This window comes from Kaistia sp. UC242_56 (assembly GCF_044452255.1).
Classification (GTDB): domain Bacteria; phylum Pseudomonadota; class Alphaproteobacteria; order Rhizobiales; family Kaistiaceae; genus Kaistia; species Kaistia defluvii_A.
This window is the reverse complement of record NZ_JBIOAN010000001.1, coordinates 219,607-243,420: the sequence shown is the minus strand read 5'-3', so window position 1 is coordinate 243,420 and position 23,814 is coordinate 219,607. Positions and strand designations below refer to the sequence as shown.

The 23,814-nt window shown below is 65.6% G+C and carries 21 protein-coding genes; 15 read left to right on the top strand and 6 right to left on the bottom strand.

What is annotated here, in order from left to right; all coding sequences use genetic code 11:
- The 4 genes from araG to ACHMWQ_RS01175 are packed head-to-tail and all read left to right on the top strand — an operon-like array spanning position 1 to position 4,442.
- Positions 1-1,521, top strand: coding sequence for an L-arabinose ABC transporter ATP-binding protein AraG (gene araG, locus ACHMWQ_RS01190; RefSeq protein ID WP_396306079.1), 1,521 nt, complete (start codon positions 1-3; stop codon positions 1,519-1,521).
- Positions 1,521-2,471 (top strand): L-arabinose ABC transporter permease AraH, encoded by a 951-nt coding sequence (gene araH / locus ACHMWQ_RS01185; protein WP_396306078.1) that lies wholly within the window; start codon positions 1,521-1,523, stop codon positions 2,469-2,471. The genes araG and araH overlap by 1 nt, the downstream gene beginning before the upstream one ends.
- A 10-nt stretch (positions 2,472-2,481) precedes the next feature.
- Complete coding sequence (locus tag ACHMWQ_RS01180; protein WP_354553851.1) at positions 2,482-3,657, top strand: enolase C-terminal domain-like protein; 1,176 nt, start codon at positions 2,482-2,484, stop codon at positions 3,655-3,657.
- 8 nt (positions 3,658-3,665) lie between these two features.
- A complete protein-coding gene (locus ACHMWQ_RS01175; protein ID WP_396306077.1) occupies positions 3,666-4,442 on the top strand; it encodes an SDR family oxidoreductase in 777 nt (258 codons plus the stop codon).
- Between the two features lie 64 nt (positions 4,443-4,506).
- On the opposite strand, the gene ACHMWQ_RS01170 is transcribed toward ACHMWQ_RS01175, so the two are convergent.
- The 3 genes from ACHMWQ_RS01170 to ACHMWQ_RS01160 all read right to left on the bottom strand — a co-directional run bounded on the left by ACHMWQ_RS01170 (position 4,507) and on the right by ACHMWQ_RS01160 (position 7,415).
- Positions 4,507-5,133: a hypothetical protein gene (locus ACHMWQ_RS01170; protein ID WP_396306076.1), complete on the bottom strand. Its 627-nt coding sequence runs from the start codon at positions 5,131-5,133 to the stop codon at positions 4,507-4,509.
- Positions 5,134-5,299: 166 nt separating this feature from the next.
- A complete protein-coding gene (locus ACHMWQ_RS01165; protein ID WP_396306075.1) occupies positions 5,300-6,784 on the bottom strand; it encodes a diguanylate cyclase domain-containing protein in 1,485 nt (494 codons plus the stop codon).
- A gap of 157 nt (positions 6,785-6,941) precedes the next feature.
- Positions 6,942-7,415 carry a DUF992 domain-containing protein gene (locus ACHMWQ_RS01160; protein ID WP_396306074.1) on the bottom strand — a complete coding sequence of 158 codons (474 nt, stop codon included), beginning with the start codon at positions 7,413-7,415 and terminating at the stop codon, positions 6,942-6,944.
- Positions 7,416-7,572: 157 nt separating this feature from the next.
- On the opposite strand from ACHMWQ_RS01160, the gene ACHMWQ_RS01155 reads away from it, so the two are divergent.
- The 6 genes from ACHMWQ_RS01155 (at position 7,573) to ACHMWQ_RS01130 (ending at position 13,481) form a co-directional block, all read left to right on the top strand.
- A complete protein-coding gene (locus ACHMWQ_RS01155; RefSeq protein ID WP_266331473.1) occupies positions 7,573-7,989 on the top strand; it encodes a DUF3830 family protein in 417 nt (138 codons plus the stop codon).
- Between the two features lie 375 nt (positions 7,990-8,364).
- The gene (locus ACHMWQ_RS01150; protein ID WP_396306316.1) at positions 8,365-9,600 is read left to right on the top strand and encodes an ROK family protein; all 1,236 of its coding nucleotides are present in this window, start codon (positions 8,365-8,367) and stop codon (positions 9,598-9,600) included.
- A complete protein-coding gene (locus ACHMWQ_RS01145) occupies positions 9,597-10,400 on the top strand; it encodes an ATP-binding cassette domain-containing protein (protein WP_396306073.1) in 804 nt (267 codons plus the stop codon). Before ACHMWQ_RS01150 ends, ACHMWQ_RS01145 begins: the two co-directional genes overlap by 4 nt.
- A 58-nt stretch (positions 10,401-10,458) precedes the next feature.
- Positions 10,459-11,505, top strand: coding sequence for a sugar ABC transporter substrate-binding protein (locus ACHMWQ_RS01140; protein ID WP_354553843.1), 1,047 nt, complete (start codon positions 10,459-10,461; stop codon positions 11,503-11,505).
- A 186-nt stretch (positions 11,506-11,691) separates the two neighbouring features.
- The gene (locus ACHMWQ_RS01135) at positions 11,692-12,690 is read left to right on the top strand and encodes an ABC transporter permease (RefSeq protein ID WP_396306072.1); all 999 of its coding nucleotides are present in this window, start codon (positions 11,692-11,694) and stop codon (positions 12,688-12,690) included.
- Complete coding sequence (locus tag ACHMWQ_RS01130) at positions 12,690-13,481, top strand: SDR family NAD(P)-dependent oxidoreductase (protein WP_396306071.1); 792 nt, start codon at positions 12,690-12,692, stop codon at positions 13,479-13,481. Before ACHMWQ_RS01135 ends, ACHMWQ_RS01130 begins: the two co-directional genes overlap by 1 nt.
- Positions 13,482-13,766: 285 nt before the next feature.
- Here the strand turns inward: ACHMWQ_RS01130 and ACHMWQ_RS01125 are convergent, their stop codons facing one another.
- Together ACHMWQ_RS01125 and ACHMWQ_RS01120 are read right to left on the bottom strand one after the other, a co-directional pair.
- Positions 13,767-14,420 (bottom strand): dienelactone hydrolase family protein, encoded by a 654-nt coding sequence (locus ACHMWQ_RS01125; protein ID WP_354553839.1) that lies wholly within the window; start codon positions 14,418-14,420, stop codon positions 13,767-13,769.
- A gap of 76 nt (positions 14,421-14,496) precedes the next feature.
- Positions 14,497-15,447: a ring-cleaving dioxygenase gene (locus tag ACHMWQ_RS01120; protein ID WP_396306070.1), complete on the bottom strand. Its 951-nt coding sequence runs from the start codon at positions 15,445-15,447 to the stop codon at positions 14,497-14,499.
- 399 nt (positions 15,448-15,846) lie between these two features.
- On the opposite strand from ACHMWQ_RS01120, the gene ACHMWQ_RS01115 reads away from it, so the two are divergent.
- The 5 genes from ACHMWQ_RS01115 to ACHMWQ_RS01095 all read left to right on the top strand — a co-directional run bounded on the left by ACHMWQ_RS01115 (position 15,847) and on the right by ACHMWQ_RS01095 (position 22,038).
- Positions 15,847-16,974 carry a sugar ABC transporter substrate-binding protein gene (locus tag ACHMWQ_RS01115; RefSeq protein ID WP_396306069.1) on the top strand — a complete coding sequence of 376 codons (1,128 nt, stop codon included), beginning with the start codon at positions 15,847-15,849 and terminating at the stop codon, positions 16,972-16,974.
- 76 nt (positions 16,975-17,050) lie between these two features.
- Positions 17,051-18,577, top strand: coding sequence for a sugar ABC transporter ATP-binding protein (locus ACHMWQ_RS01110; RefSeq protein WP_354553837.1), 1,527 nt, complete (start codon positions 17,051-17,053; stop codon positions 18,575-18,577).
- Positions 18,574-19,554, top strand: a complete 981-nt coding sequence (locus tag ACHMWQ_RS01105) for an ABC transporter permease (RefSeq protein WP_396306068.1) — start codon at positions 18,574-18,576, stop codon at positions 19,552-19,554. Before ACHMWQ_RS01110 ends, ACHMWQ_RS01105 begins: the two co-directional genes overlap by 4 nt.
- Positions 19,551-20,543 (top strand): ABC transporter permease, encoded by a 993-nt coding sequence (locus tag ACHMWQ_RS01100; protein WP_354553834.1) that lies wholly within the window; start codon positions 19,551-19,553, stop codon positions 20,541-20,543. The genes ACHMWQ_RS01105 and ACHMWQ_RS01100 overlap by 4 nt, the downstream gene beginning before the upstream one ends.
- Before the next feature lie 94 nt (positions 20,544-20,637).
- Complete coding sequence (locus ACHMWQ_RS01095) at positions 20,638-22,038, top strand: glycoside hydrolase family 1 protein (protein ID WP_396306067.1); 1,401 nt, start codon at positions 20,638-20,640, stop codon at positions 22,036-22,038.
- 144 nt (positions 22,039-22,182) lie between these two features.
- Here ACHMWQ_RS01095 and guaD read toward each other — a convergent pair whose 3' ends face one another.
- Entirely contained in the window at positions 22,183-23,526 is a 1,344-nt protein-coding gene (guaD, locus tag ACHMWQ_RS01090; RefSeq protein WP_396306066.1) for a guanine deaminase, read from the bottom strand.
- Positions 23,527-23,814: the final 288 nt, after the last annotated feature.

The following is a 23,814-nucleotide window of genomic DNA, read 5'->3' as shown; positions in this document are numbered from 1 at the left end:
ATGACGCACTTTCTAGAATTTTCCAATATCTCCAAGGGATACCCGGGCGTTCAGGCGCTTTCGGACATCTCCTTCGGCATCGGCAAGGGCCGGGTTCACGGCCTGATGGGCGAGAACGGCGCCGGCAAGTCGACCCTGATCAAGATCCTCTCCGGCGATACGCGCGCCGATACCGGCGAAATCCGGATCGAGGGCGCCGCCCAGAACTTCCACTCGACCCGCGACGCCTTCGCCGCCCGCGTGACCGTGGTGCATCAGGAGCTGCAGCTCGTGCCCGGCCTGACGGTTGCCGAGAACCTGCGGCTCGGCCATTTTCCGGCGAAGGCCGGCATCATCAGTTTTCGCGAACTGGTCGAGGATGTCGGCAGCAAGCTCCGGGATATCGGCATCGAGGTCGACCCGCGCACCAAGGTCGCGGCGTTGTCGATCGGCGAGCGGCAGATGATCGAGATCGCCAAGGCGGTGATGCAGGATGCCCGCGTCATCGCGCTGGACGAGCCGACCTCGTCGCTCTCCTCGCGCGAAAGCGAGATCCTGTTCAAGCTGATCGACCGGCTGCGCGAGCAGGGCAAGGTGATCCTCTACATCTCGCACCGCCTCGACGAGATCTTCCGCCTCTGCGACGGCTGCACCGTGTTGCGCGACGGCCGGCTTGCCGCCCATCACGCGACGATGGAAGGCGTGACGCGCGACCAGATCGTGTCCGAGATGGTCGGCCGCGAGATCAGCGACATCTGGGGCTGGCGCGGACGTGCCATCGGCGAGGTCCGCCTCAAGGTCACCGGGCTTTCCGGCACCCGCCTGCCGAAGCCGGTCAGCTTCGAGGCGCGCTCCGGCGAAATCCTCGGCTTCTTCGGCCTCGTCGGCGCCGGCCGCAGCGAACTGATGCGCCTCGTCTATGGCGCCGATTCCCGCGGCGCCGGCAGCGTCGCGATCGACGGCAGGCCGGTCGCAGCGAGCGACCCCCGGCAGTCGATCCGCGCCGGCCTCGTGCTCTGCCCGGAGGATCGCAAGTTCGACGGCATCGTCCAGGGCCGCTCGGTTTCCGACAACATCTCGATCTCGGCGCGGCGGCACTTCTCGCCCTTCGGCATCCTCGACCTCGGCAAGGAAGCGGCGCTGGCGGATGGCTTCATCCGGAGCCTCCGCATCCGCACCCCGTCGCGCAAGCAGGACATCGTCAACCTGTCCGGCGGGAACCAGCAAAAGGTGATTCTCGCCCGCTGGCTGGCGGAGGAGAACGTCAAGGTGCTGATCGTCGACGAACCGACGCGCGGCATCGACGTCGGCGCCAAGGCGGAGATCTACGACCTGCTCTATTCGCTGGCCGAAAAGGGCCTCGCCATCGTCGTCGTGTCGAGCGAGTTGCCGGAAGTGATGGGCATTTCCGATCGCGTCGCCGTCATGTGCGGCGGCAGCATCGCCGCCACCTTCGATCGTCCCGAGTTCAACGAACGCGCCATTCTCGCGGCCGCGCTGCCGGACCGCTCTGCCGCCGAACCCATCCAGAAGGTTTCCTGATGACCGGTTCCCTGAAACGCATCCTGCTCGGCGAGCAGGGCCTCGTCGTGATCTTCGCCATCGCCTTCGCGGTGGTGTCGCTGACGGTCCCGAACTTCCTGACCGAGCGCAACATGCTCGGTCTGCTGCAGTCGGTCGTCACCATCGGCATCGTCGCCTGCACGATGATGTTCTGCCTGGCCTCGCGCGACTTCGACCTTTCTGTCGGCTCGATCGTCGCCTTTTCCGGCATGGTCGCCGTCATGGCCTCGAACGCCACCGGCTCGATCCCGCTCGGCCTGCTGATCGCCGTCGGCTTCGGCACCTTTGTCGGCTTCGTCAACGGCGTCGTCATTGCCAAGCTGAAGATCAACGCGCTGATCACGACGCTCGCCACGATGCAGATCGTGCGTGGCCTGGCGCTGATCTCCTCGGATGGCCGCGCCGTCGGCATCAACGACGCGTCGTTCTACCAGCTCGCTTTGTCGAAGTTCCTGGGCGTGCCGACGCCGATCTGGGTGATGGTCGCGCTGTTCGTGGTCTTCGGCTTCGTGCTGAACCGCACCGTCTTCGGCCGCAACACGCTGGCGATCGGCGGCAATCCCGAGGCCTCGCGGCTGGCCGGTGTCAATGTCGACTGGATGCGGATCTGGATCTTCACGCTGCAGGGTCTTGTCTGCGCCATTGCCGGCATCCTGCTCGCCTCGCGTATCACCTCGGGCCAGCCCAATGCGGCGACCGGGCTGGAACTTTCGGTCATCTCGGCCTGCGTGCTCGGCGGCGTGTCGCTCGCCGGCGGCCGTGCGGCGATCACCGGCGTCATCGTCGGCGTGCTCATCCTGGGCATTGCCGAGAACGTCATGAACCTGCTCAACATCCAGGCCTTCTACCAGTATGTCGTGCGCGGCCTGATCCTGTTGCTCGCGGTTCTTCTCGACAATCTGCGCTCCCGTTCCCTCGGCCGGCGCTAGGACCTCATCCATGAAGATCACTAGGATTGAGACGCATGTCGTCAATGCGGAGATGCGGAACTGGGTGTTCGTCCGCGTCCTGACCGACCAGCCGGGCCTCTATGGCTGGGGCGAGGCGACGCTGGAATGGAAGGCGCGCGCCATTGTCGGTGCCATTGCCGACCTCGAGCCGATCCTGCTCGGCCTCGACCCGCGCGACATCGAGCACGCCGTGCGCGCGATGAAGAAGCACGGCTTCTGGCAGCCGCTCGGCGTCATCGGCATGACGGCGCTGTCCGGCATCGAGATGGCCCTTTGGGACATTCTCGGCAAGTCGCTCGGCGTGCCCGTCTGGCGCCTGTTCGGCGGCAAGGTGCGCGACCGCGTGCCGATCTACACCCATCTCGGCCTCGGCCAGATGGATGCCGTCTATCATTCGATGGATGCCTCCTCGCTGGTTGAGCGCGGCCTCGCGGTGAAGGAGCAGGGCTACAAGGCGATGAAGGTCGTCAACGTGCCCTATACCCACTACACGGCGACCCCTTCGGCGATCGACGATTTCGTTCGGAGTATGGGCGCGCTGCGCGAGGCGGTCGGGCCGGAGATCGAACTGATGGTCGATTTCCACGGCCGCTGCGCCTCGGCCGGCGCAGCACTCTCCTATCTGCGCGCGCTCGAGCCGTTCGGCGTCATGTTCGCCGAGGAGCCGATCCCGCCCGGCGACGTCGCCTCGATGAAGGTGATCGCCGATGCCTCGCCAGTGCCGATCGCGCATGGCGAGCGTCTGACGAGCGCGGCCGAATTCGCGCCCTATATCGAGGCGCGGACCATGACCGTGGCGCAGCCGGACCTCTGCCATTGCGGCGGCTTCAGCGAGGCGCGGCGGATCGCGGCGCTGGCCGAGGTGGCCGGCATCGGCCTCGCCCCGCACAATCCGCTCGGCCCCATCGCCGGCGTCGCGGCGCTGCATTTCGATATCGCCACGCCCAATTTTATCATCCAGGAAGAGATGACCGGCGCGGTACCATGGTATTTCGAGGTGGTGCAGGGACCGATCGAGCGCGTCGACGGCGCGTGGCAGATCCCGCATGCCCCGGGCCTCGGCGTCGAGGTCGACCTGGCGGTGGCAGCGAAGCATCCCTGGAAGCAGGAGCCGTTCCCGACCCGCGAGGCCGTCCTGCCCGACGGCACCATCGTCGACTGGTAGGATCCAAAATGACCGCACGCCTGGAAAACAAGATCGCCATCGTCACCGGGGCGGCGCGCGGCATCGGCGCGGCCATCGCCCGCCAGTTCGCCGCCGAGGGGGCCTCGCTGGGGCTGGTCGACATCGACGCGCCGGCGCTCGCTGCCTTCGCAGCCGAGATGACGCAAGCCGGCGCCACCGTCGTGACGGCGGAGGCCAATATCGGCGTACGCGCCTCGGTCGAAGCCGCCGTCGAGACCGTGCTCGCGCGCTATGGCCGGGTGGATGTGCTGGTCAACAATGCCGGCATCAATGTCTTCGCCGATCCGATGGAACTGACCGACGAAGCGTGGCAGCGCTGCATGGCGGTCAATCTCGAAGGCGCCTGGCACATGATCCGCGCCGTGCTGCCCGGCATGCTGGAGGCGGGGCAGGGCTCGATCGTCAATATCGCCTCGACCCACGCCTTCGCGATCATCCCCGGCACCTTCCCCTATCCTGTGGCGAAGCATGGCCTGCTCGGCCTGACCCGTTCTCTCGCCGTCGACTATGCGCCGAAGGGCATCCGCATCAACGCCATCGCGCCGGGCTATATCGAGACGGACAAGGTCAGGGACTGGTTGGCCGAATTCCCCGATCCGGCCGCGGCCCGCAGCCGGATCGAAGGGCTGATCCCCGTCCGTCGTATCGGCACGCCGCAGCAGGTGGCGTTCGCCGCCGTCTATCTCGCGAGCGACGAATCCGCGTTCAGCACCGGCTCGGTGCTGACGATGGATGGCGGCCGGTCGGTCGTCTATCACGACTGAATCAAACGGCCGGCGATGCGCTGCATGGCCGGCCGTTGGTCGAAGGTGAGAACGGGATCGGCCGTTACAGCTTCAGCAGCGGGTCCGGGTTCGCGTCCTTGAACGGCACTTCGTCGATGCCCCAGTTGCGGTGCACGACATGGATATGGGCGTCGCGGCCGCCATTTTGGGTCAGGATCTCGAGGATCTTCGCATCGTCCTTGGTGTCCGGTGCATGCACCCAAAGCAGCAGGCCGCCATTGGCGAGCTGCTGCTGAATGGCGTCGGCATGCTTGCGGCCGAAGATGCGCGACAGCATGAAGCCGACCGATCCGGTCGCGGCGGCGCCGCCGATCGTGACCGCCAGCGTCGGGATCAGTGCCAGGCCGACCGTGCCGGCGACGAGCGCCGCACCGAGGCCCGTGACGAGGGCCGGGCCGCCAGTCAGGGCGGCAAGGCCCTCGACGCGGGAATCCGGGGTCACGTAAGCCGCGCGGGCGGCGTCGTCCTTGTCTTCGAGCGCGGTGGTGGGATTGGATGCGGAGAGCTTCTCGGACGGCGCGAGGACGCTGAGGTCCTTCTGCCGGAGGCCATATTGCATCAAGGCATCGACCGCCGCGTTCAGGGCCTTCTCGCTGTCGAAGACAGCGACGGCCTCGCGCTCCTGGTAGCCGATTTCGCCGTCGGTGGTGTCGTTGCCAGGCTGGGTCATCTTGCTTTCCTCCATTCGCGCCGGCGCTCCGTGACGCCATCAGCCGGTTGCATTGCTGCATCCTACACCAGCATCTTATAGGCACGGATCGTCACGGCGCTGCAGCAGATGCCCCAGCGCGGCGTTCTGTCCACAGTGGACTGAGGCCAAACGGCCCCGCCCGACGTCAGGATTGCTGGCCGGCTTCGGCGAGTGCCGCCTCGCGACGGCTTTCCAGCGGCGTCAGGCCGTAGTAGCGGTGCTTTTCCTCATACATGCGCGCGTCGGCGCGCTTGACCACATCCTCCAGCGACTCGCCGGGAGCACTGGTCGCCGCGCCGAGCGACAGGCTCAGCGCGCTGCCGGAATAATACTGGTTGTTGAGGTCGACGAGGCGGCGGATGTCCTCGATCGTCTTCTCCGCCCCGGCTTCGTCCGTGCCCGGCAGCAGGATGGCGAATTCGTCGCCGCCGATACGGGCTGAATGCGCCGGCGTCGTCACCAGCTTGCCCAGCACCTCGCCGGCGCGGCGCAGCAATTCGTCGCCTGCCGCGTGGCCCCACTGGTCGTTGGCGGCCTTCAGCCCGTTCAGGTCGGCGACGATGATCGAGATCGGCGTCGGGCCGTTGCGGCGCAGCCGGTTCAGCTCGTCGACGAAGAAGGAGCGGTTGTAGAGCTTGGTCAGGACATCATGCTTGCCGAGGAATTCCAGATAGGCCTCGGCCGCCTTGCGGGCTGTGATGTCGGTCAGCGCGACCTGGACCAGCGACCAGTCATGCTCGTGGCCGGGCAGGACGGAGAATTGCAGGTGCAGATGCAGTTCGCGACCGTCCAGCGCGTAATTCACCACCTCGCGCTGCTGGAACAGCTTGCCGTCCCAGAGATCGACCAGCTGTTCACGGAACGGGCGGTTCATGCCGTCGCGGAAAACGTCGCCGAGATGCATCAGCAGGGTGGGAAGGTCGGCGGCGCCGAACAGCTCCAGCGTATGGCGGTTGACGTCGATGACGCGGATTTCGCTCATGCAGCGGGTGACGAATTCCGGATGCACATCGGTGAAGACGCGGAAATCGATGATGCCCTTCAGCCGGATCTCGTCGATCAGCCGTTTGACGCTGGAGAAATCCTCGACCCAGAGCGAGACCGGCGAATGGTGGAACAGGCCGCGTGCATATTCCTCGCTCGTGGCCAGGCCGCGGCGCGCGGTCTCGCGCTCGGTCACATCCTCGATCGCGACCAGCACGCGCTCCCAACTCGTCTCGAAGCCGGGCACGAGCGTGCCCTTGAGCTGGATGTCGAGGCGCCTGCCGCCCAGCGTGTAGTTGACGGTGTGGCTGGTGAATTCGGTCTGGCCATTCCAGAGCTGCACGAGTTCGTCGATATGGGCGTGCAGCATGTCGTCGCGAAACACGCGGTCGAGATTGTCGACGAGATGACCGAGGCTGTCTGCCTCGAATAGCGACAGCGTCTTCCGGTTGACCCGGAGGACGCGCAAGCGGCTGGAACAGGTCTTCACGCGGGAAAGGTCGGCGCGCAGATAGGCGCTAAGATCGGTGACGCCGGCCTCCCGCCACTCGACGAACAGTGCCTTGAGTCCGCTGTAGTCTTCTTCCCACAGCGAAACCGGCGCGATGTCGAACATCTTGCCGTCCGTGCTCGGCTCACACTGCATTGGATCAACCCGGTTCGTTATGACGGGTCAATCCAACGCAACCCTCTGGTTGACCCAGCCCAGAGTAGCAAGCAGGGTCACCGTACGGCATATTTGGTTGCCATAGCCTAAATGTTTCGTCCGCCCGCCGTGCGACCCGGTGTCGCCCGCGGTCCGCCTAGCGCCCGGCTCGCGACAAGGTCACCGATCCGATGCCGGCCGCGAGATTGAGACCCTTCTGTCCCGAGATGGAGAGCGGCTGCAGCGAGACGGAATTGTTGCCGCCGCCGACCAGCACATTGGCGCCGAGACCGACCCCTGCGGTCGCCTCTGCGGTTGCGCCGGCATAGGTGCCGGTCAGGTCGCCATGCCGCCTGGACGGCTCCATCACGGCCCAGACGATCTGGCCGCCGGTCGTCATGCCGACATCGAGGCCAATCTTGTTGATCTTGCCCGTATAGCGTTCGGCGCCTTGTTTGGAGTTGAAGGTGCAATCGAGCTTCTTGCTCGATCCGACGATGAAACCCATGCCCGGCGCCACCTTGCACACCAGCGTGCCGGTCCGGGTCGCGGCGGAAGCAGCACCCGGCATGGCGGCGGATATGGCGATCAGCGTTGAAGCTGCAATGACAATCTTGAGGGAAGCGGACATGTCGAACCTCGTGCTAGGTGACAGGTCACGGAAAACGAGAGGCCGGGATGATTGTTCCCGTCTCTCGAACCGGTTGCGGGTCGCAATGCATCACGTCAGGGTGAGGGCGCGGCGACCGCCAAGATTGCATCGAGCGTAGCGAGAAAGACGAGATCGAATGACCAAGCTGAAAATCACCGCAGGCCCGTTCACCTTCTACGGCAAGCTCGAGGAAGAACTGGCGCCGAAGACCTGCGCCGTCTTCAAGACGCTGCTGCCCTATCGCGAGAAGATCATCCATGTTCGCTGGAGCGGCGAGGGCTGCTGGATCCCGCTGGGCGATCTCGATCTCGGCCTCGGCTTCGAGAACAACACCAGCCATCCGGCGCCCGGCGAGTTCATCCTCTATCCCGGCGGCATCAGCGAGACGGAAATCCTGCTCGCCTATGGCGGCGTCGACTTCTCCTCCAAGGTCGGCCAGCTCTCGGGCAACCACTTCCTGACGATCACGGAAGGCCGCGAGAACCTGGTAGCGCTCGGCAAGCTGACGCTCTGGAAGGGCGCGCAGGACATCGTGTTCGAACTGGCCGACTAAACCCGGCCGCGCGCCGTCTCTTCCCAACGACGGACATTCGCCCCGGTGCCTCGCGCGCCGGGGCTTTTTTGTGCGCGGGTGGCCTTGCATCCACAGCCCATGCACAAGGTTTCCAGCGCAAAACCACAGCCTGGGCGGGGACTTCTCCACAAGACCCTCACAGATTCTTCAAACGTTATCCCCTGCCTTCTGCACAGGCTTTTCCGCGCTCTTTGCACCGGCTTTGCACAGCTTGCGAACAGGCTTTTGCACCGGTTGCCCGCCACTTGTGCAAGGGCCTGGAAGCCGCTCCCGGACCGTTTCCGCCTAATCTAGAAATCCATTTGACTTAATAAATGGCTCGCCTAACGTAGAGGCATAAGGATGGGAGCGACGATGGCGCTGCGCGGTACGAACCAGGAGTTTGGGCGACCCTATAACCGGCGGATCGTGCTCGAGACGATCCGGCTGGAAGCGCCCATTGCTCGTGGCGAGATCGCCCGCAAGGTCGGCCTCACCGTCCAGACGGTTTCCACCATCATCCGCGAGCTGGAGCTGCAGGGCTTCGTCATGGGCTCGCGCGAGGCGCCGAAGGGCAGGGGCCTGCCGCGCACCAATCTGACGCTCAACCCGGAAGGCGGCTTTGCTATCGGCCTGCATGTGACGCCGATCGGCGTTTCCGCCGCCCTGGTCAACCTCGCCGGCAAGATTGTCGGCACACGTCACCATCCGATGTCCCGCGTCTCGCCGGAAGCGACCTTTCCCGTCTTCGAGGCGCTGATCGCCGAAATGAGCGCGCTCCGTCCCGATGGCCGCATGCTGGGGATCGGCGTGGCGATGCCGGGTCCGAGCGACGTCGATTCCATGAGCTTCGTCGGGCCGACCACGCTGGAGGGCTGGAAGGGCATTGCGGTAGGCGAGCGTCTCGCCGAAGCCAATGTCCTGCCGGTCTTCGCCGGCGCCGAACTGGGCGCTGTGGCGCTGGGCGAGCGTCTCTACGGCGCCGGCCGCGACTTCCGCGCGTTCTATTACATCTATTTCGGCGTCGGCCTCGGCGGCGCGGCCACCGTGCAGGACGGCACGGTGCTGCGTGGCGTCTATGGCAATGCCGGCGAGATCGGCCATCTGCCCCTTGTGCCGGGCGGCGACCCATGCCCCTGCGGCAATCGCGGCTGCCTGGAGCGCTATGTCTCGCGCGACGCGCTCGACCGTCGCCTCAAGGCGGTGGATCCGACCGCGACCATCGAGACCGCGCTCACGGAGCATCTCGACGTGGTCGATGCCTGGATCGCGGAAGCCGCGCCGGTTTTGCGTTCGGCCATCGCCACGATCGAGAACCTGTTCGATCCCGAGACGATCGTCATTGGCGGCCTCGCCTCCGACGCGCTGCTCGAGCGGCTGATCGCGGGAACCGAGCCGCTGATGCATTCCGTGGCCGAGCGCCGCGGCCGCACAACGCCGCGTCTCACGCTTTCCAGCAACGGACGGGACGCGGTCCTGCGCGGCGCGGCGGCGCTGGCGATTTCCGGTGCTCTCTCTCCCCGATTTGGCCTCCTCTTCGCCGGCGAAGAGGAGCGGACCGACCGCGATCCGATCATGACCGGCCCGGCAAAGAAAGAGGTAGCTGCATGACCACCGAAGCACCGCTCCTGCGGCTCGAGAACATCTCCAAGAGCTTCGGCGCCATCCAGGCGCTGCGCGATATCAGCTTCGAAATCGGTCGTGGCGAGGTCGTCGCGCTGCTCGGCGACAATGGCGCCGGCAAGTCGACGCTGGTGAAGATCATCTCCGGTGGCCTGGAGCCGAGCACCGGCCGCGTGATCTATGACGGCGCCGAGCGGCACTTTACCTCGCCCGCCGACGGCAAGGCGGCCGGCATCGAGACGGTCTACCAGGACCTTTCGCTCTGCACCAATGTCGACGTCGTGGCCAATTTCTTCATGGGCCGCGAGATCGTGAAGAAGTATTTCGGCATTCCGGTGCTGCAGGAAAAGGCGATGGAAGAGGTCGTCGCCCAGGCGATGGCTTCGGCCGGCACCAAGATCCCGTCGCTGCGCACCAATGTCGAGCATCTCTCCGGCGGCCAGCGTCAGGCGATCGAATTGAACCGCTTCGTCCATTGGGGCGGCAAGCTGGTCCTGCTCGACGAGCCGTTCGCGGCGCTCGGCGTCGAGCAGACGCGGCGCGGCCTCGAACTGATCCGCCGCATCGCGGACCAGGGCATCGGCGTCGTCTTCATCACGCACATCATGAGCCAGGCCTTCCAGGTTGCCGACCGCATGGTCGTCATCCGCCAGGGCATGGTCGCAGGCGATGTCCGCACGACGGAAACCTCGCCGGACCAGATCGTGCATCTCATTACCGGCGAGGCATTGGGCGGCCGCGCGCGGACTGCAGACCAGACCAACGGTCAAGCCCAGCACGCGGGATAGGGCTGGCTAACAGCTCATCCGGACTTCCAGACTGAACAAGAGCGAAGGGAACAGCAATATGAAGCGATTGATGGGTGTTCTGGCGGGAGCCGTCGTGCTCGGCGCCGCAACCTTCCTGACCCCGGCCGCCTGGGCCGCCGACAAGGGCAAGATCTATTACCTCGTGCCGACCCTGCTGGACGAATTCCAGACCGGCTCGGTGACGGCGATCACCAAGTTCATGAAGGATGTCGGCTACGAGACCGTCGCGCTCAACGCCGACAACAAGACCGACGTGCAGCAGGGCCAGATGAATGACGTCATCGCGCTGAAGCCGTCGGCGATCGTACTCGCCGCCGTCGATTTCAACGCGCTGAAGCCGCAGATCGAGGCCGCGCGCGCGGCCGGCATTCCGGTGATGGAATTCGACCGCCAGATCACCTCGACGAAAAGCGACCTGACTTCGGTCGCCGGCACCGTCGAGATCGGCCATGTCGCCGCCGGCGAGGCCGAGCGCCTGCTCAAGGAAAAGAACGGCGCGGTTAAGGGCAAGATTCTCCAGGTCCTCGGCGACCCCGGCGATCCCTATACGCTCGACATCCAGAAGGGCTTTGAAGAGAAGATGAAGGCGTTTCCGGACGTCACCATCATCTCGAAGCCGGCCATGCAGTGGGAAGCCTCGGCCGCCGGCTCGATCGTGTCGGACCAGCTTCTCGCCAATCCGGACATCGACCTGATCTTCGTCCATGCCGCGCATCTCTCGGTCGCCGCCGTCGCGTCGCTCGAAGCCGCCGGCAAGAAGCCCGGCGACGTCCTCCTGATCTCGTCGAACGGCGCGCCCGTCGGTCTCGACCTGATCCGCAAGGGCTGGCAGCAGGTTGAGGTCGAGCAGCCGCTGTTCGCCCAGGCCGCAGCGCTTGCCATGTTCGCCGACAAGGTCGTCAACAAGCAGCCGATCAAGGCCGGCACCTATGACGTGCTCGGCCTGCAGGGTGTCGTGACCGAGGAAAGCTGGGGCCCGAACATCAAGATCCCGGGTGCCGCCATCACCAAGGCCAATGTCGACGATCCGAAGTTCTGGGGCAACATGAAGACCCCGGAAGCCCCGGTTAAGTCGGTCGAGTAAGCGCCGCAGGCGTTGATACGTCGTCCCGGCCAAGGGTCGGGACGACAGCCGCCGCCGTCCCCTTTCCGGCTCGTCCGGGAATGGCCAGGCCAGGCTGTCCCTGCCGGTCCCGCACCCATCCGCCTCCCCGGATGCCGCCGACCGCGCGCCTTGATCCCGCTATCGCGCAACACCCGGAGCCGCTCCATGCTCTCGTCCAACCGCAGGGCCGCGATCGAGTTCGTCCTCGATCACCTCGTCTGGTTCATCCTCATCGCCGTGCTGGCGCTGTTCTCGCTGGCCATCCCGAACTATTTCCAGATCGGAATCTTCGCCAACATCGTCGAGCAGTCGACCTTCGTCGGCACGCTGGCGATCGGCCTGTCGCTGCTGATCATCGCCGGCTACATGGACCTTTCCATCGAATCCGTCATGGCGCTGGCCGCGATGGTGGTGGGCATCCTGTTCGCCAAGTCCGGTGTCGGCTTCGGCTTCACCTTCACGCCCGCCTGGCTTGTCGTGCCGATCTCGCTGGTGATCGCGCTGGGCGTAGGCGCGCTGGTCGGCGCCAGCAACGCCTTCTTCGTCGTCCGGCTGAAGATGAATTCCTTCATCGTCACGCTCGCCGCCTTCATCTGGGGCCGCGGCCTGGTCGTGGCGCTTTCGGGCGGCCGCTCGGCGCAGGAACTGCCGCCTGAGCTGCGTTTCCTGGCGATCGAGCGCTTCCTGCAGATCCCGCTGATGGGCTGGGTCGCGATCCTCGCCACGCTGGTCTTCGCCTTCATCCTGAACCGCACGCCGTTCGGCCGCCATCTGCTGATGATCGGCGGCAACCCGACCGCCGCCTACCGCGCCGGCATTAAGGTCGACAAGCTGACCGCGATGACCTTCGTGCTGGCCGGTTCGATCGCTGGCCTGGCCGGCTGGCTGCTCGCCATCCGCACCTCGGGCGCGACCGCCAATCTCGGCGTCGGCATGCTGTTCCAGACCTTCGCGGCGGTCGTCATCGGCGGCGTCAGCCTAAAGGGCGGCGTCGGCAGCCTGCCGGGCGTCTATGCGGGCGTGCTCCTGCTCGCCTCGATCCAGACGGCCATCAACCTGATGGGCATGCCGGCGCATTTCACGCAGCTCATCCAGGGCGGCATGGTGCTGGTGGCGGTCCTGCTCGATACCTTCAAGCTCAACATCAGAAAGAGGCTCGCCTGATGAGCAATTCCCCCCAACGGCTCATCGGCCGCTCCGCGCTGGTCGTCGGCGGCGCGCGCGGCATCGGCGGCGCGATCGCCCGGCGCTTTGCCGCCGAGGGCGCGCGCGTGGTGGTTGCCGATACCGAAGTCGAGGCTGGCACTGCCTTCGCCGCATCGCTTGGCGGGCCGGACAAGGCGCGCTTCGTCGAGACCGACATCTCGCAGAAGGCCGATGCAGAACGGGCGGTCGCCGAAGCCGTCACGCATTTCGGCGGCATCGACATCGTTGTCCAGAATGCCGGCATCTATCCCTGGACGCTGATCGAGAACATCGAGCCGGACGAATGGGACGCGGTGATGGGGGTCAATCTGCGCGGCACCTATCTGGTGGCGCGCGCCGCCCTGCCGGCGATGAAGGCCAAGGGCTATGGCCGGATGATCTTCACCTCGTCGATCACCGGTCCGCGCGTCACCAGCCCCGGCCATGGTCACTACTCGGCCTCGAAGGCCGGCATCAACGGCTTCATCAAGGCGGCGGCATTGGAGTTCGCCGGCTACGGCATCACCGTCAACGGCATCGAGCCGGGCAACATATTGACCGAAGGCATGAAGGCCGGCCGCAGCGCCGCCTTCATCAAGGGGATGGAGGATTCGATCCCGCTCGGCCGCCTCGGCACGCCGGACGACATCGCCAATGCGGCCCTGTTCCTGGCTTCCGATGAATCGTCCTACATCACCGGCACAACTATCGTCGTCGATGGCGGCCAGACCCTGCCGGAGAGCAAGGATTTCAGGCTCGCGCCGACATAGGGGAGCGGGGCCGACTCCGTTATCTGCCCTTCGCTTCTCGCTGAAGAGTACATCGCGAAACTCCGTCCTCAACATGCTGAGGAGGCCCGTAGGGCCGTCTCGAAGCACGCAAAGTAGCAAGCATGAAGCTTCGGCCCTCAGGCAGTGCGTCCTTCGAGACGGCTTGCTCGCACAAGCCTCCTCAGGATGTTGAGGTCGAGACCTGCAGACCGGTCGGGTTCTTGCTCCCCCGATAAAACAACACCATGCCATCCGCCTTGCGGAAGAGGGCATGGTGCGGTCTAGCTAGAGCGCCGAAAGCAGCGCCGTCGTCAGTTCGATCTCGTCGGCGTTCACGCCATGCGCGGAGCCGCGATAGATGCGCGTCGTCACGCTGGCGCCGGCCTTTTCGAACCGCGCCGCCGTCTCCTGCACCCGCGACAGCGGGATGTGGCCGTCGAGTTCGGCGCAGCCGAGCAGCACCGGCGTCCCGGCCAGATCATCGGCGCCGTCCCAGAGCTCGCCCGACGTGCCGATCAACCCGCCGCTGAGGCCGACCGCGCCGCCATAGCGGCCCGGCTTGCGCGCCACCGCTTCGAGCGCCAAGCAGGCGCCCTGCGAGAAGCCGAGCAGCACGATCCGCTCGCGGGCGATGCCGGCGGCGGCGATGTCATCGACCAGGGCGTGCACGGCGCCAAGCGCCGAATCGAGCCAGGGCTGGTTGAGCGCCTTCGGCTCTATGAAGCGCTGCGGATACCAGACCGATCCGGCCGCCTGCGGCGCGAAATAGGCGATGTCGTCCTGGCCGAGATGCTCGGAAAGCCCGATGATGTCATCGGCGCTGGCACCCCTGCCATGGATGGTGATGACCGCGCCGCGCGCGGCCTCGATCGGTGCGCCGGCTGTCAGGATGCGCTGGCCCGAATGCGGGCCGGAGCCCCTGGTCCTGTCGATGGTCATGGTGGTCCCGTCCCCTTTCCCGTTTGGCCGGACCGCGGTCTGCCCGCGATCCGGCCTTCCTTTCGTTCCGAAGCGCCTAGAGCGGCTTCAGATTGTCTTCGATCGACTGGCGACGTCCTTCCAGGAAGGGCGGCAGCGACAGGTGCTCGCCGAGCGTCTCCAAAGGTTCATCGGCGGTGAAGCCGGGAACGTCGGTGGCGATCTCGAACAGGACGCCGTTCGGCTCACGGAAATAGAGCGAGCGGAAGTAGTAGCGCTCGACCTCGCCACTGGAGCCGATGCGGAAATCGCGCACCCGCTCGGCCCAGAGCCGCAAACTGTCGGTGTCGGGCGTGCGGAAGGCCACATGGTGGACGCCGCCGGCGCCTTCACGCGCCGTCGGCGCATCGGGCTCGACCAGAACGTGCAGCTCGGTCTCCGGTCCGCCTTCGGCCATCTGGTACACATGCACCTGGTTGGTCGAGACGGCGCTCTGCGGATAGTCGCGCACCTTCTTCATGTGCATGACGCGGGTCAGCACCTGTTCGGTCGGGGCGAGATCCCGCACGCTGATCGAGATCGGGCCGAGGCCCAGGATCTGATGCTCGGCCGGAACCGGGCTGCGTTCCCAGGGATGTCCCTGCGTCTTGGAGCCATTGTCGACCAGCGACAGGCGCTGCCCTTCCGGATCCTCGAAGTTCAGGCCCTGGCGACCGCCGAGATCGGTGACGTCGCCGGCCTTGACGCCCTGGGCGCGCAGATGATCGCGCCACCAGCCGAGGCTGTCGCCATCGACGCGGAAGCCGGTGCGGACGATCGAATGCGTGCCACGGCGCGCGGGACCGACCGGCCAGTCGAAGAAGGTGATGTCGGAACCGGGCGTCGCGGCGCCGTCACCATAGAAGAGGTGGTAGGCGCTGGTATCATCCTGGTTGACAGTCTTCTTGACCAGGCGCAGGCCGAGCACCTTCGTGTAAAAGGCAAGATTGCCCGGCGCGTCCGCTGTAATCGCGGTGAGATGATGGAAGCCGCTGAGCTTCAGATCCATGATGAGGTCTCCCAAAGAGTTCGTTGGCAGGAAAATGGCCTTTCTGGCTCGAAACTCAACCGGCATGTCAGAATAAGGTTGTCTCCGTAGAATGGACAATCGCCATCCGATGCACGGGTGCGGGGAGGGTGGCTCCGAAGGGTAAGCATCCGCCTGACGCAAAGAGACGTTCAGTCCCGGAAGGTGGCGCAAAGAAGTTCTGGACGGCGCTCGCGCCAGGACGCATTTTGCGTGCAAGAAGCATCGCGTCTCGGTAAGAGGGCATCATATCTGAGATGCGGAGCGCGCGGGCTTCGATCGAAGGCAGGCCAGTCGAGACGGATGAAGGACGGGGAGAAGCGCGCCATCGGCGCGACCGTCGTCAGCCGGAAAACAAAGATACCATTGGGAGGATACGACATGATGAAGCTCATCCGGCAGCTTCTGGCGACGACGATCGCCGTAGGCGCCCTGGCAACCGCCGCGCATGCGGCAGGCCCCGAAATCGTCGCGGGACCGAGCGCCGACGCCAAGTGCTTCAAGCCTTGGACGCCCGAGACCAAGTTCTTCAAATTCCCGAAGAAGGAAGGCCCGTATCGCATCGCGCTGGCCAACGGCTTCATCGGTAATACCTGGCGCATCCAGATGATCCAGACCGCCAAGGCCTATGCCGAGCAGCCGGACGTCAAGGCCAAGCTCAAGGAATTCAAGGTCGTCTCGACCGGTGACGACGTCGCCGCGCAGATCGCCGCCGTCGATAACTTCATCAATTCCGGCTATGACGCGATCGTCGTCAACGCGCAGAACCCGACTTCCTTCAAGCCGGTGATCAAGCGCGCCAAGGCGGCCGGTGTCGTGCTCGTCGCCTTCGACAACACGCTCGACACCGACGAGGCGATCAACGTCAACGTCAACCAGAAGGGCCTCGGTGAACTCTGGGGCCAGTGGCTGGTCGATCACCTGCCGAATGGCGGCAAGGTGCTCGAAGTGCGCGGCGTGACCGGCACCTCGGTCGACCGCGACCGTCATGAAGGCGTGCAGGAAGTGCTCGGCAAGTCGGGCAAGAAGTTCGAGACGGTCGAAGTCATCGGCCGCTGGGACGATGGCACCGCGCAGAAAGTTACCGCCGACGCCGTTGCCGTGCACAAGAAGTTCGATGGCGTCACCGTTCAGGGCGGCTCGACCGGTACGGTTCGCGCGCTGATGGATGCGGGCCATGCCTTCGTGCCGGTCGGCGGCGAGACGGAGAACGGCTTCCGCAAGCTCTGCTCCGAGCATTCGGCCGATGGCCTGAAGTGCACCTCGGCCGGCAGCGGCCCGGCGCAGGTTGCCGTCGCCATCAAGACCGCCATCGCGGCGCTCGAAGGCGATGTCGTGCCGCAGTCGATCGCCCTGCCGCTCGCCATCGACCACGACCCGGACTTCAAGGACGGCGTGAATTTCTACTCGAAGGAATCCGACAACTTCTTCGTCGGCAACGCCTTCCCGGATTGCGGCATCAACTTCACCGCCCAGGAAATCATGGGTCAGACCCAAGAGAACAAGTAAGATCTTCCGAGAGATCGACCGGCGGGCCCTCGAGGCCCGCCGGCTTCTTCTGTCCTCCAGTTCTGCGGGTCCATCCTTGTCCGACCGGAAGCCCTATCTCGAGCTCAAGCGGATCTCGAAGCGCTATGGCGGCGTCGCCGCGCTGACCGAGGTCGATTTTTCCGTCTATCCCGGCGAGATCCAGGCGGTGCTGGGCGAGAACGGCGCGGGCAAGTCGACGCTGATCAAGATCGCCTCCGGCGTCACCGATCCGACCGAGGGCGAAGTCTTCATCGAAGGACGGCCGGTCCGGTTCAAATCGCCGACCGAGGCGATGCGCGCCGGCGTGGTCTGCGTGTTCCAGGAATTGTCGCTGCTGCCGGAGATGACGGTCGCCGACAACCTCTCCATCGTCGATCCGCCGAAATGGCTCGGCCTGATCGACGCCAAGGGCCAGCGCGAGCGCGCCAGGGCGCTCTTGAAGCGCGTCGGCTGCGAAGACGTGCATCCGCTCGAGCTGGTGCGCGACCTGCCGCTGTCGCGCCGCCAGATGGTGGAAATCGCCAAGGCGCTCGGCCGCGATCCGCGCATCCTGATCCTCGACGAGGCCACCTCGGCATTGACCGCCGACGATGTCGAGCGGGTCTATGGCATCATTCGCGAGCTGAAGAAGTCCGGCGTCGGCATTCTCTACGTGTCGCACCGCATGCGCGAGATCGAGGCGCTGGCCGATACGGCGACCGTCTTCCGCAATGGCCGCAAGATCGAAACCTTCACCAAGGGCGCGCGCTCCGTCGACGCCATCATCGAGATGATGATCGGCCGCGAGGTGACGCACCAATATCCGCCGAAGCCGGAGCCCTCGACCGACAAACCGGTGGCGCTGGCCGCCGCCAACCTCGCTTGGGGTCGCGAGATCCAGGATGTCTCGTTCAATCTCCGCAAGGGCGAGATCGTCGGCCTGGGCGGCCTCGACGGCCAGGGCCAGCGCGAATTGCTGCTCGCTCTCTTCGGCGTGCTGAAGGGCGTTTCGGGCACCGTCGCCGTCGACGGCAAGCCGATCTCGCTAGATGGCCCGCGCCAGGCGATGCATGCGCCGCTGCCGATGGCGCTGATTCCCGAGGATCGCAAGACCGAAGGCCTGATGCTGCCGATGAGCGTGCGGGACAATATGACCCTCGCCGCCCTGCCGCAGTTGCTCGGTCGCTTCGGCATCGATGCCGACAAGGAGAACGCCGCCGTCAAGGTGATGGTCGACCGGCTCCGGGTGAAGACGCCGGACCTCGAGGCGCCCGTCTCGGCGCTCTCCGGCGGCAACCAGCAGAAGGTCGTTCTGGCGAAGTGGCTGATGACGGCGCCGGGCATCATCCTGCTCAACGATCCCACGCGCGGCATCGATGTCGGCACCAAGCAGGAAATCTACCGCCTGATGCGGGAGCTTGCGAACCAGGGGGCAGCGATCCTGTTCTATTCGACCGATTATGCCGAGCTGATCGGCTGCTGCGACCGCGTGCTCGTCGTCTATGACGGTCGCATCCGGCGCGAACTGGCCGGCGAGGCGCTCAACGAGCGCAACCTGCTGCAGAGCGCCCTCAATATCGACTCGTCGGAGCAGGCAGCATGAGCAACTGGCGCTACTGGTTCGCCCACAATGCCGGCGTGCTGACGGCGGTCGTCCTGTTCGCGGCGATGTTCACGCTCTACATCTCCAATCACAGCGCCGGCCTGACGCCGGCCGTCGCCACCACGGCGGCCAACAAGGCGGTGCTGCTGGCGCTGGTTGCCATGGCGCAGACGCTGCCGGTGCTGACGCGCGGCCTCGACCTCTCGGTCGGCATGGTGTTCGTGATGGCGAACTGCATCGCCTCGGTCATCGTCGTCGGCACGGTCGGCGAAGGTCTGCTCGGCATCGTCGCCGTGCTACTGATCGGCGCGCTGGCCGGCTTCATCAATGGCGCCATCGTCGTCTGGGGACGGCTGCAGCCGATCATCACGACGCTCGCGACCGGCGCGGTCTATTACGGCATCTCGCTGTTCGTCCGTCCCGGTCCGGGCGGTGATGTCCAGTCCGATATCGCGGATCTCCTCACCGGCCAGGTCTTCGGGGTGGTTCCGGCGGCGCTGGTCGTGCTCGCAATCGTCGTACTGGTGGTTTGGATCCCCTATCGCCGCTCGGTGCTCGGCCGCGCTGCCTATGCCGTCGGCTCGAACGAGCAGGCCGCCTACATGTCGGGCGTGCCGGTGCAGAAGGCGAAGCTGCTGGCCTATACGCTGGCCGGTGTCCTGGCGTCGATCGCCGGGCTGATGCTGACCTTCAACACCTATTCGGGCGAAGCCTCGGCGCCGATCGCCGGCACCTACACGCTGAACTCGATCGCCGCCGTCGTCATCGGCGGCACCTCGCTGTTCGGCGGCTGGGGCTCGGCCATCGGCTCGATCTTCGGCGCCTTCGTGCTGCGCACGATCGAGGACCTGCTGTTCGTCTTCGACCTGCCGCCGCTCTGGCAGCCTCTGTTCCAGGGCGTCGTGCTGCTCTTCGCCGTCAGCCTCGGCGCCTTCCGCATCCTGCGCGTCCGCAACCGACTGGAGCTGTTCTCGTGACCGGCGTCGACACGGGGGCCGTGAGAGGTCCGACCTTGGCCGCGCGGCTTGGCATCGATCGTTCGGTGACGATCGCTTTCGGCTGCATCCTGCTGATCCTTTGCGGCGGCGCGCTCTATTCGCGTGAATTCCTGTCGCCGGAATATCTGCTGCAGCAATTGCAGGTCGGCGCCTTCCTGGGCATCGTCGCCTCCGGCGCGATGATGGTGATCCTGCTCGGCCATATCGACCTGTCGATCCCCTGGGTGGTGACGCTCGGCGCGATGATGGCGACCGCCATGGTCGGCTGGGGCGGCCCCGCCGGCGTCTGGCTCTGCATTCCGTTCGGCGTGTTCTGCGGAGCCGTCGTGGGCGTGCTGAATGGCCTCGGCGTCGCCTATCTCCGCCTACCGTCGATGATCTTCACCCTCGGCATGAACGCCGTGGTGCAGGGCCTGATGGTGCTGCATACGGGCGGCTTTGCGCCGCTCGACCAGGCGACGGAGGCGATGCATTTCATCGCCGTGCAGCGCAGCCTTTTCGGCATCCCGAATGCGCTGTTCGTCTGGGCGCTGGTCGGCGCCTTCGTCATCTATTTGCTGAAGCGCACGGCCTTCGGCCGCGCCGTCTATGCCGTGGGCAACCGCGAATCCGCCGCCTATCTCTCCGGCGTCAACACCAACCGCGTGCTGATCGGCTGCTTCGCCTTCTCCGGCGCTATGGCGGCCTTTGCCGGCGTGCTGCTCGCCGGCTATTCCAACAAGGCCTACCAGAACATGGGCGACGCCTACCTGCTGCCGGCGATCGCCGCGGTGGTGCTGGGCGGCACCAACATCCTGGGCGGCAAGGGCAATTATCTCGGCACCATCGCCGGCGTCATCCTGATCACCCTGCTGCAGTCGATCCTGTCGGTGATGCAGATGCCCGAGGCCGGGCGGCAGGTGATCTATGGTTGCGTCATCATCGCGATGCTGCTGATCTACGGACGAGGTGCCAAGGCCCGGAGCTGATCCACGGGCCAGCCGGCGCTGCCCGAAAGAAGCCGCGTTCCGGGCGTCGAATCCGAAATGCCGCCCGGGAGGCGGCATGAAAAGGAGCGCCTTGATGGTTTCGACGAAGTTCCTCTGGGGCGCGGCCAGCGCCGCCTATCAGGTTGAAGGCGCATGGCAGGCCGACGGCAAGGGCCTGTCGAACTGGGATCTCTACACCAACGTCTACCGCGCGACCGAGACCGTGACCGGCAAGCACGAGACCGGCAACGTCGCGATCAACGCCTATGACCGGGCGCAATATCTCCAGGACATCGCGCTGATGCGCGAACTCGGCATCAATTGCTACCGCTTCTCGCTCTCCTGGGCGCGGATCCTTCCCGATGGCGTCGGGCGGGTCAACGAGGCGGGCATCGCGCATTACCAGCAATTCGTCGTCGACCTGCTGGAAGCCGGCATCGAGCCGATCGTCACCCTCTATCACTGGGACCTGCCCCGGGCGCTGGACGATCGCGGCGGCTGGCAAAATCGGGAATCAGTCGGCTGGTTCCGCAATTATGCCAGCGTGGTCCGCGAGGCACTCGGCGCCAAGGTGTCGAAGTTCATCACCTTCAACGAGCCGTTCATCGATCTCTTCCTGATCGAGCCGATGATCGAGAACATCAAGTCCGGCGTCGGCAGCCCCTTCGCCATCACCGATGCGCAATATGGCCACCAGGCGATGGCGCTGCATCACTGGCTGGTCGCCAGCGCCGAGACGATCGGCGATTTTCGCGCCGCCGGCTATCGCGGCGAGATCGGCGTGGCGCTGCCGCTGATGCCCACCATCCCGGAAAATCCCGGCAAGTCCGAGGACATCAAGGCCGCGGCTTTGGCCGATGCCGTCATCAATCGCTGGTGTCTGGACGCCCTGTTCAAGGGGCGCTATCCGATCGAGGTGATGACGCTGTTCCGCCAGCTCAGCCCCGAATTCGCGCCATTCGAGGCCGATTTCGCCATTCTCGCCGCCAACAAGCCCGATTTCCTCGGCGTCAATTTCTATGCGCCGGCTTTTGTGCGCCAGGCGGATTCCGCGCCGCTCGGCTATGACTGGATGAACACCAATCCGGACCCGGAGCCCGCCGCCTTCAACGGTCCGGTGCGGCCGGACTACCTGCGCCGGCTGCTCGAGCGCATCCGCGACGAATACGACAATCCCGCGATCTACATCACCGAGAACGGCGCTGGCTTCGGCCCCTCCGACGAGGTGATGGACGGCGACACGGTGCACGACCCGCGCCGCGCCAACTATATCCGCCGCCACATCGAGGCCGCGCTGAAAGCGAAGGAAAACGGCGTCGATCTGCGCGGCTACATGGTCTGGAGCCTGTTCGACAATTTCGAGTGGCTGCACGGCTATGGCCGCCGCTTCGGCCTCGTGCATGTCGATTTCGACACCCAGAAGCGGACGCCGAAACGCAGCTTCGACACCTATCGCGACATTGTCGCGAATGGCGGCGTGACGGTACCGGGGTAGGCGAAGACCTTCACCCCAGCCCTCTACCGCTGGCGGGAGAGGGGCCCCATCGGTGCTCATGGAAGTCCCGCGTCGATGAGGTCCGCAGGCCGAAACCCTCGCCCGCTCGCGGGAGAGGGCAGGGTGAGGGGCTTCCCTTGAAACCTAAGGCGTCGGCTCCGGATAGACAAAGCTCTCCGCCCGGTCGCGCTCATAGACCGGCTCGCCGGCTATGTAGGTGGCGCGGATGGCGCGGTCGTCGCCCAGCGTCATCAGCACGAACAGCGTCTCGGCGAGGTCGCGGGCATGCGACAGGCGGAATTCCAGCAGCGGCGTCGCCTTCAAGTCGAGCACGACGAAATCCGCCTCGTAGCCGGGAGCGAGCGAGCCTATCCGGTCGTCCAGCCGCAGCGCTTCCGCGCCGCCGCGCGTCGCGAGATAGAAGCCCTGCTCGGCCGTCAGCGCATGACCGCCGAGCTTCGCCACCTTGTAGGCCTCGCCCAGCGTCTGCAACTGCGAGAAACTGGTGCCGGCGCCGATATCCGTGCCCAAGCCCACCCGGACCGGGCGCTCGACTTTCTTGGCGTCGAACATCCGGAACAGCCCGCTGCCGAGGAACAGGTTGGAGGTCGGGCAGTGCGCCAGCGCCGAGCCGGTGCGGTGGCAGCAGGCGAAGTCTTCTTCCTCCATATGCACGGCGTGGCCGAAGATGGCGCGCGGGCCCGTCAGGCCGGCATGGTCATAGACGTCGAGATAGCTGGAGCGCTCGGGGAAGAGTTGCCGGACCCATTCGATCTCGCCCTGGTTTTCGGAGAGATGCGTCTGGACATAGGTGCCGGGATGCTCGCGCCAGAGGCGGCCGGCGGCTTCGAGTTGCGCCTCGGTCGAGGACGGCGCGAAGCGCGGCGTGATGCAGTAGAGCTGGCGGCCCCGGCCGTGCCATTTCTCGATCAGGGCTTTCGATTGCGCGTAGCCGCTCTCGGCCGTATCGAGCAGGGCTTCCGGCGCATTGCGGTCCATCATCACCTTGCCGGCGATCATGCGCGTGTTGAAGCGCACCGATTCCTCGAACAGCGCGTCGACGGATTGTGGGTGGACGGTGCAATAGACCGAAGCGGTCGTCGTGCCGGCCCGTAGCAGCTCGCGCAGGAAGCGCTTCGCCACGTCGCGCGCGTGGGCGGCATCCGCAAAATCCTGCTCGGCGACGAAGGTATATTTGTCGAGCCATTCGAGCAGCCCGGCCCCGAAGGCGCCGATCATCTGCATCTGCGGGTAGTGCACATGCGCGTCGATGAAGCCGGGGCAGATCAGAGCGTCCGGGTAATGTGTGAGGGCGACATCCCCGGGGAGGACGGCGAGCCCCGATTCGGCATCGTCGATGCGCAGGAACTTGCCGTCCTCGATGAGGATCAGCGCATCCGGCCAGTATTGCAGCGCCTCGCCGGGGGCGAGATGGAACGGGTCGCCCCGAAACGTCATGGCGGGGGCGCGGATTGCCCGCTGCGTCATGGGAAGATCCTTTCGGGACGATCGATCGAGAAGCCTCGGCGCGGTCCTGGAGACGCGCCGGTGAACCCGGTCACGATCCGATACCCGGGCTGGAAATGCCAGAGGCAACGAGCGACGAGCCTCCGGCATGATGAAGACAATCCTGCCGGCGAGGCTTGCGGCGCGGGGCCGTTCGCATCCGTCGCAGGCCCCTTTGTGGACACAGGTCCCCGCAGCCGATAAAAGGCGCTGTCAACAACAGGACGGAGCAGAGGTCCGCGCGCGCCTATCTGGCGCCGGATCGCGTGC

Coding starts and splice junctions, on each gene's coding strand:
- araG (WP_396306079.1), top strand. CDS start 1: ATGACGCACTTTCTAGAATTTTCCAATATCTCCAAGGGATACCCGGGC.
- araH (WP_396306078.1), top strand. CDS start 1,521: ATGACCGGTTCCCTGAAACGCATCCTGCTCGGCGAGCAGGGCCTCGTC.
- ACHMWQ_RS01180 (WP_354553851.1), top strand. CDS start 2,482: ATGAAGATCACTAGGATTGAGACGCATGTCGTCAATGCGGAGATGCGG.
- ACHMWQ_RS01175 (WP_396306077.1), top strand. CDS start 3,666: ATGACCGCACGCCTGGAAAACAAGATCGCCATCGTCACCGGGGCGGCG.
- ACHMWQ_RS01170 (WP_396306076.1), bottom strand. CDS start 5,133: ATGACCCAGCCTGGCAACGACACCACCGACGGCGAAATCGGCTACCAG.
- ACHMWQ_RS01165 (WP_396306075.1), bottom strand. CDS start 6,784: ATGCAGTGTGAGCCGAGCACGGACGGCAAGATGTTCGACATCGCGCCG.
- ACHMWQ_RS01160 (WP_396306074.1), bottom strand. CDS start 7,415: ATGTCCGCTTCCCTCAAGATTGTCATTGCAGCTTCAACGCTGATCGCC.
- ACHMWQ_RS01155 (WP_266331473.1), top strand. CDS start 7,573: ATGACCAAGCTGAAAATCACCGCAGGCCCGTTCACCTTCTACGGCAAG.
- ACHMWQ_RS01150 (WP_396306316.1), top strand. CDS start 8,365: ATGGCGCTGCGCGGTACGAACCAGGAGTTTGGGCGACCCTATAACCGG.
- ACHMWQ_RS01145 (WP_396306073.1), top strand. CDS start 9,597: ATGACCACCGAAGCACCGCTCCTGCGGCTCGAGAACATCTCCAAGAGC.
- ACHMWQ_RS01140 (WP_354553843.1), top strand. CDS start 10,459: ATGAAGCGATTGATGGGTGTTCTGGCGGGAGCCGTCGTGCTCGGCGCC.
- ACHMWQ_RS01135 (WP_396306072.1), top strand. CDS start 11,692: ATGCTCTCGTCCAACCGCAGGGCCGCGATCGAGTTCGTCCTCGATCAC.
- ACHMWQ_RS01130 (WP_396306071.1), top strand. CDS start 12,690: ATGAGCAATTCCCCCCAACGGCTCATCGGCCGCTCCGCGCTGGTCGTC.
- ACHMWQ_RS01125 (WP_354553839.1), bottom strand. CDS start 14,420: ATGACCATCGACAGGACCAGGGGCTCCGGCCCGCATTCGGGCCAGCGC.
- ACHMWQ_RS01120 (WP_396306070.1), bottom strand. CDS start 15,447: ATGGATCTGAAGCTCAGCGGCTTCCATCATCTCACCGCGATTACAGCG.
- ACHMWQ_RS01115 (WP_396306069.1), top strand. CDS start 15,847: ATGATGAAGCTCATCCGGCAGCTTCTGGCGACGACGATCGCCGTAGGC.
- ACHMWQ_RS01105 (WP_396306068.1), top strand. CDS start 18,574: ATGAGCAACTGGCGCTACTGGTTCGCCCACAATGCCGGCGTGCTGACG.
- ACHMWQ_RS01095 (WP_396306067.1), top strand. CDS start 20,638: ATGGTTTCGACGAAGTTCCTCTGGGGCGCGGCCAGCGCCGCCTATCAG.
- guaD (WP_396306066.1), bottom strand. CDS start 23,526: ATGACGCAGCGGGCAATCCGCGCCCCCGCCATGACGTTTCGGGGCGAC.